Source organism: Asanoa iriomotensis (assembly GCF_016862515.1).
GTDB classification, from domain to species: Bacteria; Actinomycetota; Actinomycetes; order Mycobacteriales; family Micromonosporaceae; genus Asanoa; species Asanoa iriomotensis.
This window is the reverse complement of sequence record NZ_BONC01000147.1, coordinates 1-5,569: the sequence shown is the minus strand read 5'-3', so window position 1 is coordinate 5,569 and position 5,569 is coordinate 1. Positions and strand designations below refer to the sequence as shown.

Annotated in this window: 6 protein-coding genes and 1 pseudogene; all 7 read right to left on the bottom strand. The window is 70.9% G+C overall.

Annotated elements, in window-relative coordinates:
* Positions 1–180: 180 nt before the first annotated feature.
* The gene (locus Air01nite_RS40340) at positions 181–1,752 is read right to left on the bottom strand and encodes an ATP-binding protein (RefSeq protein ID WP_203708755.1); all 1,572 of its coding nucleotides are present in this window, start codon (positions 1,750–1,752) and stop codon (positions 181–183) included.
* 259 nt (positions 1,753–2,011) lie between these two features.
* The gene (locus Air01nite_RS40335; RefSeq protein WP_203708753.1) at positions 2,012–2,359 is read right to left on the bottom strand and encodes a hypothetical protein; all 348 of its coding nucleotides are present in this window, start codon (positions 2,357–2,359) and stop codon (positions 2,012–2,014) included.
* A 367-nt stretch (positions 2,360–2,726) separates the two neighbouring features.
* Complete coding sequence (locus tag Air01nite_RS40330) at positions 2,727–3,167, bottom strand: VOC family protein (protein ID WP_239091298.1); 441 nt, start codon at positions 3,165–3,167, stop codon at positions 2,727–2,729.
* Between the two features lie 35 nt (positions 3,168–3,202).
* Positions 3,203–3,802 carry a GTP-binding protein gene (locus Air01nite_RS40325; protein ID WP_203708751.1) on the bottom strand — a complete coding sequence of 200 codons (600 nt, stop codon included), beginning with the start codon at positions 3,800–3,802 and terminating at the stop codon, positions 3,203–3,205.
* Positions 3,783–4,169 carry a DUF742 domain-containing protein gene (locus tag Air01nite_RS40320; protein ID WP_203708749.1) on the bottom strand — a complete coding sequence of 129 codons (387 nt, stop codon included), beginning with the start codon at positions 4,167–4,169 and terminating at the stop codon, positions 3,783–3,785. The genes Air01nite_RS40325 and Air01nite_RS40320 overlap by 20 nt, the downstream gene beginning before the upstream one ends.
* On the bottom strand, positions 4,159–4,593 hold the full coding sequence (locus Air01nite_RS40315) for a roadblock/LC7 domain-containing protein (RefSeq protein WP_203708747.1): 435 nt from the start codon (positions 4,591–4,593) through the stop codon (positions 4,159–4,161). The genes Air01nite_RS40320 and Air01nite_RS40315 overlap by 11 nt, the downstream gene beginning before the upstream one ends.
* Positions 4,594–5,569, bottom strand: a pseudogene (locus Air01nite_RS40310) (hypothetical protein); the annotation flags it as partial. It abuts the gene before it with no gap.

Below are 5,569 nucleotides of genomic sequence, written 5' to 3'. Positions count from 1 at the left end.
CGCGCTGCCGCGTGCGGTCCGCGGCGGGCCGTGCTGCCGCGCTTCCGCCCGAGGTCCGCGGCGGGCTGTGCTGCCGCGCGGCGATGCCGTGCGAGCCTGGTCGCGGTCCCGCGTTGGCCGCGGACGGTCCGGGAAGGCCGCACTACCGCGTGCGGTCTGCGGTCGGCTGCGCCGAGCCGGTCAGTGCCGCAGCGAAGTCGTGATCTGTAGGAGGTCTGCCTGGGTGATGGGGTCGCCCTTGCCGCCGCGGGCTTCCTGCATGGCCTTGGCCAGTTGGGCGCGGCGCAGGACCTCGCCGATGTCGGCGCCGCTGAAGCCGTGGCTCACCGCGGCCAATGCGGCGGCGTCGACGTCGTCGGCGAACATCGTGAAGCCCGAGTATTCGTGGCGTTCCGCCAGGTCGCGGATCTTCATCTTGAAGATCTCGGCCCGGCCCGCCTCGTCGGGCAGTGGGATCGAGAGCTTCACGTCGAAGCGGCCCGAACGGATCAGGGAGTCGTCGACCCGGTGCGGGAAGTTGGTCGTCGCGATCACGATCACGTTCTGGTTGTCCTCGATGAGGTTGTTCATCTCCTGCTTGAAGATGCCCGCCACCGCGTTGACCGCCTGGCTGGCGGCGTCGCCGCCCGCGCCCGCGTAGCTGATGATGCTGTCGAACTCGTCGAAGAGCATCACCGTCGGGTGCCGGTAGCGGCGGGCCTCCTGGAAGATCGACTTGATGTTGCGCTCGGAGCCGCCGAGCCACTTGTCGAGGATCTCCGGTGTGCGGATCTCGCGGAACGTCGCACCGATCTCGTTGGCGAGCGCCCGCGCGAGCATGGTCTTGCCGGTGCCGGGCGGCCCGTATAGCAGGATGCCCTGCGGCCGCCGCGCTCCCCAGCGGGCCATGATGTCGGGGTGCCGGAAGCTGACCGCGATCTCGCGGAACTGGCCGACGATCGTGTCCAGGCCGCCGACGTGGTCGAGGGTGACGTTCTCGGTGCGGGTCGGCCCCGGCGAGGACGCCGACGCCTGGCCGGCATTGGGTGGGGGCTGGTGCTCCCGGCGGCCGATCACGTAGGTGCGGCCGCGCAGCGGCGCGTCGCCGCCCGCGAACTCACCGATCACCCGCAGCACCAGCAGGGTCATCTCGCGGAGCAGGTCGGTGGTCATGTCCGCGCTGGGCACGCTGGCCCGGATGGAGACCGTCCGCGGCCCGCCGCGCAGGACACCGTCGGCGGAGAAGGGGTTGCCGTTGCCGGACGTCGCGCTGGACGGCGGCCCCGGGTAGGTGATCGTCGCTCGCAGCCCCGCGGCGTTGGCGGCGGCCAGCGGGTCGACCTTCTCGCCGTAGTCGTCGGGTGGCCAGATCGTGCGGACCAGCTTGCTCGGCACGGTCGCGATCACCTCGGCGCCCTGCGCGATCTTGCTGGCGACCGGCCCGTCGTTGCCGAACCGCCGGGCGAGCATCGCCCCGAGCGGGGCAGCCGCACCGAGCATCGCGGCGTCGAACATCGTGCGGGCGGTCGGCCCACCACGAACGCTCAGGTCGGCCGACATCTGATGCATGGCGTCGCCGTCGACGGTCGCGGTGTCCAGCCAGTAGCGGACGTCCTGCACAGGCGGCGGAAAGTAGCCACCCCCGAGCAACCGCACCCGATCTTCGCGCGCCGCGGCGATGATCGCCGGACCATCGTTGATCACCAGCCGCCCACCGAGCACCTCGACGGTCTCGGCGCCGCCGCGCGGCCCGCTAGAGGCTCCATCCGACATTGATCCACCCCCGTCAAGAAACCGGGTCGACCCGCACCTAAGACTGACACGCCCCGCCGAAGCCGACCACCGATCGCCCCGAAGCCCGAACGATCTCCGCCCGATTTCGACGGCAATTGGGGATTTCACACGTCCGGCATGGTTGTGGCCGTTTGACGCCCGAAAAGCCGGAACGTGGGGGCGTGCTGCGCTAAGCGTCGCGCCGGGGTTCTGCTTCCAGAGCGGTCCAGACGGCCGCCCAATCGGCGGCCGCCTGGCGTCAGACGTATTCGAGCAGGACGTTGCGCGGAACGTAGTCGATCGTTCGGGCGGGCGTCGACTCCCACGGGGTCGCGCCACCGATGGCGTGAATCGCAGTGCGCGCGACGGTCTTGGACTTCTCGAGCGCCGCGACCTCGGATTCCGCTCTGATGAGCAGTTCGACGGTGACGACGCCGCTGTCGGCGTCCGATGCGGTGCTCGGATCGCGGACATCGGCGTTGCAGGCTTCCAGTTCGAGCAGGGCGCCCATCAACCGCTCGCCTTCGCCATGCAACTCGCCAGCTTCTAGGCGACTGCCATCGAGGCGTCGCACGTGGAACTGACGAACGATCTGAACCTCAATCATCGGCTGCCACCCCCTCTCCGCTCGCCTCGTCGTCCTTCTGCACCCAACACGGTAGTTTCATCCCCCACCGGATCGCGTGGTTCCCGTAGTAAGCGCCGGACGGTGTCAGGTGGAACTGCCCTCTGGTGCTGCCCGCACGGGCATCGAAGTGTGTAGTACTTCGGTGGATCCAAGATCGTGAACCCGTGCTTGTCGAAGACTTCCAGTACCCGCTCGAGGTCCTTCTTTGATGCTTTCTCCAGTAGCCCAATACTGCCTCCCGACGGAGGATCAGGGTAGAGGCCACGCAACGAACCACGTGGCCCCTGAGCAACGAACTGAACGCCGAAAGAGACGACGCAGCCTTCCGAGGTGGACCCCCGGGCCGTCAGCAGATGCAGAACTCGTTGCCCTCGGGGTCCTGCATGACGATCGCGAAGTAGTTGTTGGGTGCGTCGTCCATTGTGCGGAAGATCGTGGCACCCGCCGTGCATAGTCGGGCCGCCTCGGCCTCGACCTGGGCGCGGCGGGTCGCCAGCGGCACCGAGCGGCCCCCGCTGACGTCGAGGTCGAGGTGCAGGCGGTTCTTGACCGTCTTGGGCTCGGGGACCCGCTGGAACCAGAACCGCGGACCCACCCCCGCCGGGTCGACCAGGCGGTCCGGGGCGTCCGGCAGACCGGCCAGCTCCTCCTCGGGCACGCCGACGCTGCTGTACCACCCGTGCCAGCTCGCGAAACCCGCGGGCGGCGGCGCCAGGTCGTAGCGCAGCGCCGTCGCCCAGAAGGCCGCCAGCTCGGTCGGGGCCGCGCAATCGATGGTGATCTGCATGCCGACCATGCTCGACCCCACCTACGACAAGAAACTCAGCCCGTCGGCACCCGCCGGCTCGCCACGTGCTCGACCAGCGCGATCAGCAGGTCCTTGCCCGACTGGCGGTCGCGCGCGTCGCAGAGCAGCACCGGCACGTCCGGGTCCAGGTCGAGGGCGCTGCGGACCGCGGTCGCGCTGTGCCGCTGGATGCCGTCGAAGCAGTTGACGCCGACCACGAACGGCGTGTTGCGCGTCTCGAAGTAGTCGACCGACGGGAAGCAGTCCGCCAACCGCCGCGTGTCGGCCAGCACCACCGCGCCCAGGGCGCCGAAGGCCAGCTCGTCCCAGAGGAACCAGAAGCGGTCCTGGCCGGGCGTGCCGAACAGATAGACCTGCAGGTCCTCGTTGATCGTGATCCGGCCGAAGTCCATCGCGACCGTGGTCGTGTTCTTGCCCTCGACGCCCGAGACGTCGTCGGTGGCCTCGCTCGCCGTGCTGAGCACTTCTTCGGTCTGCAGGGGCCGGATCTCGCTGACCGAGCCGACCAGCGTGGTCTTGCCCACCCCGAAGCCGCCCGCGATCAAAATCTTGAGCGCGATCGGTATGTGTTGCCCCTCCCCGGGGCCGGGGCGGTCAGAGTGCACGGAGTCCATTGACCACCGCCTGGAGGATGTCGTTATCGGGAAGAGAAGCCGCGGGCTGCGGCTCGTAGGAAACCACGAGCCCGGCGGAGAGCAGGTCGCCGAGCAGGATCCGGACCACACCGAGGGCCAGGTCGACGCGGGCGGCGAGTTCGGCGACCGCGACCGGGCGTTGCGCGACCTCGATGATCGTGCGGTGCTCGGGTTGCAGCGGCGCCAGGTCGACCCGGTCGAGCGGCGCCGCCACGACGAACGCCACCAGGTCGAAACCGCTGACCGGTTTCACCCGGCCACCCGTCACCGTGTACGGGCGGACGACCGGGCCCGCGTCCATGTCCAGCCAGTCCGGCTGGCCGTCGCGCCCGGGATCAGCCGCCATCGGCGCTCCCCGGCGGCGGTGTAGGCGGGATCCGCGGCGGCGAGGTCAGGTTCTGACCGACCCGGGTGACGAGCATGGCCATCTCGTACGCGGCCAGACCGATGTCGGTCTCCGACGTCGCGAGCAGCGCCAGGCACGCCCCCTGGCCCGCCGCGGTCACGAACAGGTAGGCCTGCTCCATCTCGACCACCGTCTGCCGCACGGCACCGGCGTCGAAGTGGCGGCTGGCGCCCTTCGCGAGGCTCTGGAACCCGGCCGCCATCGCGGCCAGGTGCTCGGCGTCGTCGCGCTCCAGCCCCTTGGTCAACCCCATCAGCAGCCCGTCGGCGGAGAGCACGATCGCCTGTTGCGCCCCGGGCACGCGGGCGACTAGGTCTTCGAGCAGCCAGTCGAGGTTGGACTGCGGCCTGGTCGTCTGCGTCACTTACGCGTCCTTTCCGGATGGATCCTTGACCTGCGACGCGCCGTCGGTTGCCGGGTCCGCGGGCCGGTCGCCCGCGGCGGGCGGTGCCGGTCGCTCATGCGAGGGTACGGGTGGCGTCGCGGACCCGATCCCCTCCGTCCGGTCGGGAAGTTGACCCGACGCACCGGTCCCGGTTCGCGGCTCGATGGACACCGTGTCCGTCTCGCCACCGCCGACCGCTCCACTGCCGCCGCCGTTGCCAGCGGCCACACCATTCCCCGTGTCTCGATCGCCAGCCCTTGGATCCACGACGGCACTCGCCCCGTTCCCGTTGCCCTGGGCGGCGCCCGCCGTGTCCGCGGCGAGGGACGTCCTGGAGTCCGCGGGAGCGGGTGTGGTCGGCGACGTGTAGCGGCGGATACGCAGCGCCCGCGTCGCGTCGCCCGGCCGTTCGCGGTCGGCATCCTCGCCATCCGAGTCGGCCGGACCCGCCGCAGGCACGACGTCGCCGGTCAGCGGCGTCGCAGGGAGATCGGCCAAGGGCGGCGGCGTCCACATCGGCCTGTCCGCCGGCGCGGCCGGCCCAGCATCGGCGCTCTCCTGGCGACCCCTGGTCGTGCCGGCCTGTAGGGCCGACATGCGGGCCCGGACCGCGTCCGGGTCGACCGGCGGCGTGGGCGAGGTGCCGAGGCCCGCCGGGAACCCTCCGGACGGCTCGTCGACCGGCCGGCGCAGCTGCGGCGCCAGGTGGCGCTGGCGGCTGCGCCGGGGCAGGCCGTCGTCGCCGACGACCAGTTCGGCGGTGGCGTCCTCCGGCGGGCGTCGCCGACGCTGCACCGGCAGGCCCAGCACCGGCGTCGGCTGCGCGGCCGCCTGGGCCGGTGTCGCCGTGGCTCCCGCCCCGGTCAGACCTCCGGCGGCCGAGGTCAGACCCGGGGACGCCGGCACCGTCGAACCCCTGGACGTCGAACCCGTCAGACCCGAAGATGTCGACCCC

Coding starts and splice junctions, on each gene's coding strand:
- Air01nite_RS40340 (WP_203708755.1), bottom strand. CDS start 1,752: ATGTCGGATGGAGCCTCTAGCGGGCCGCGCGGCGGCGCCGAGACCGTC.
- Air01nite_RS40335 (WP_203708753.1), bottom strand. CDS start 2,359: ATGATTGAGGTTCAGATCGTTCGTCAGTTCCACGTGCGACGCCTCGAT.
- Air01nite_RS40330 (WP_239091298.1), bottom strand. CDS start 3,167: ATGCAGATCACCATCGATTGCGCGGCCCCGACCGAGCTGGCGGCCTTC.
- Air01nite_RS40325 (WP_203708751.1), bottom strand. CDS start 3,802: ATGGACTCCGTGCACTCTGACCGCCCCGGCCCCGGGGAGGGGCAACAC.
- Air01nite_RS40320 (WP_203708749.1), bottom strand. CDS start 4,169: ATGGCGGCTGATCCCGGGCGCGACGGCCAGCCGGACTGGCTGGACATG.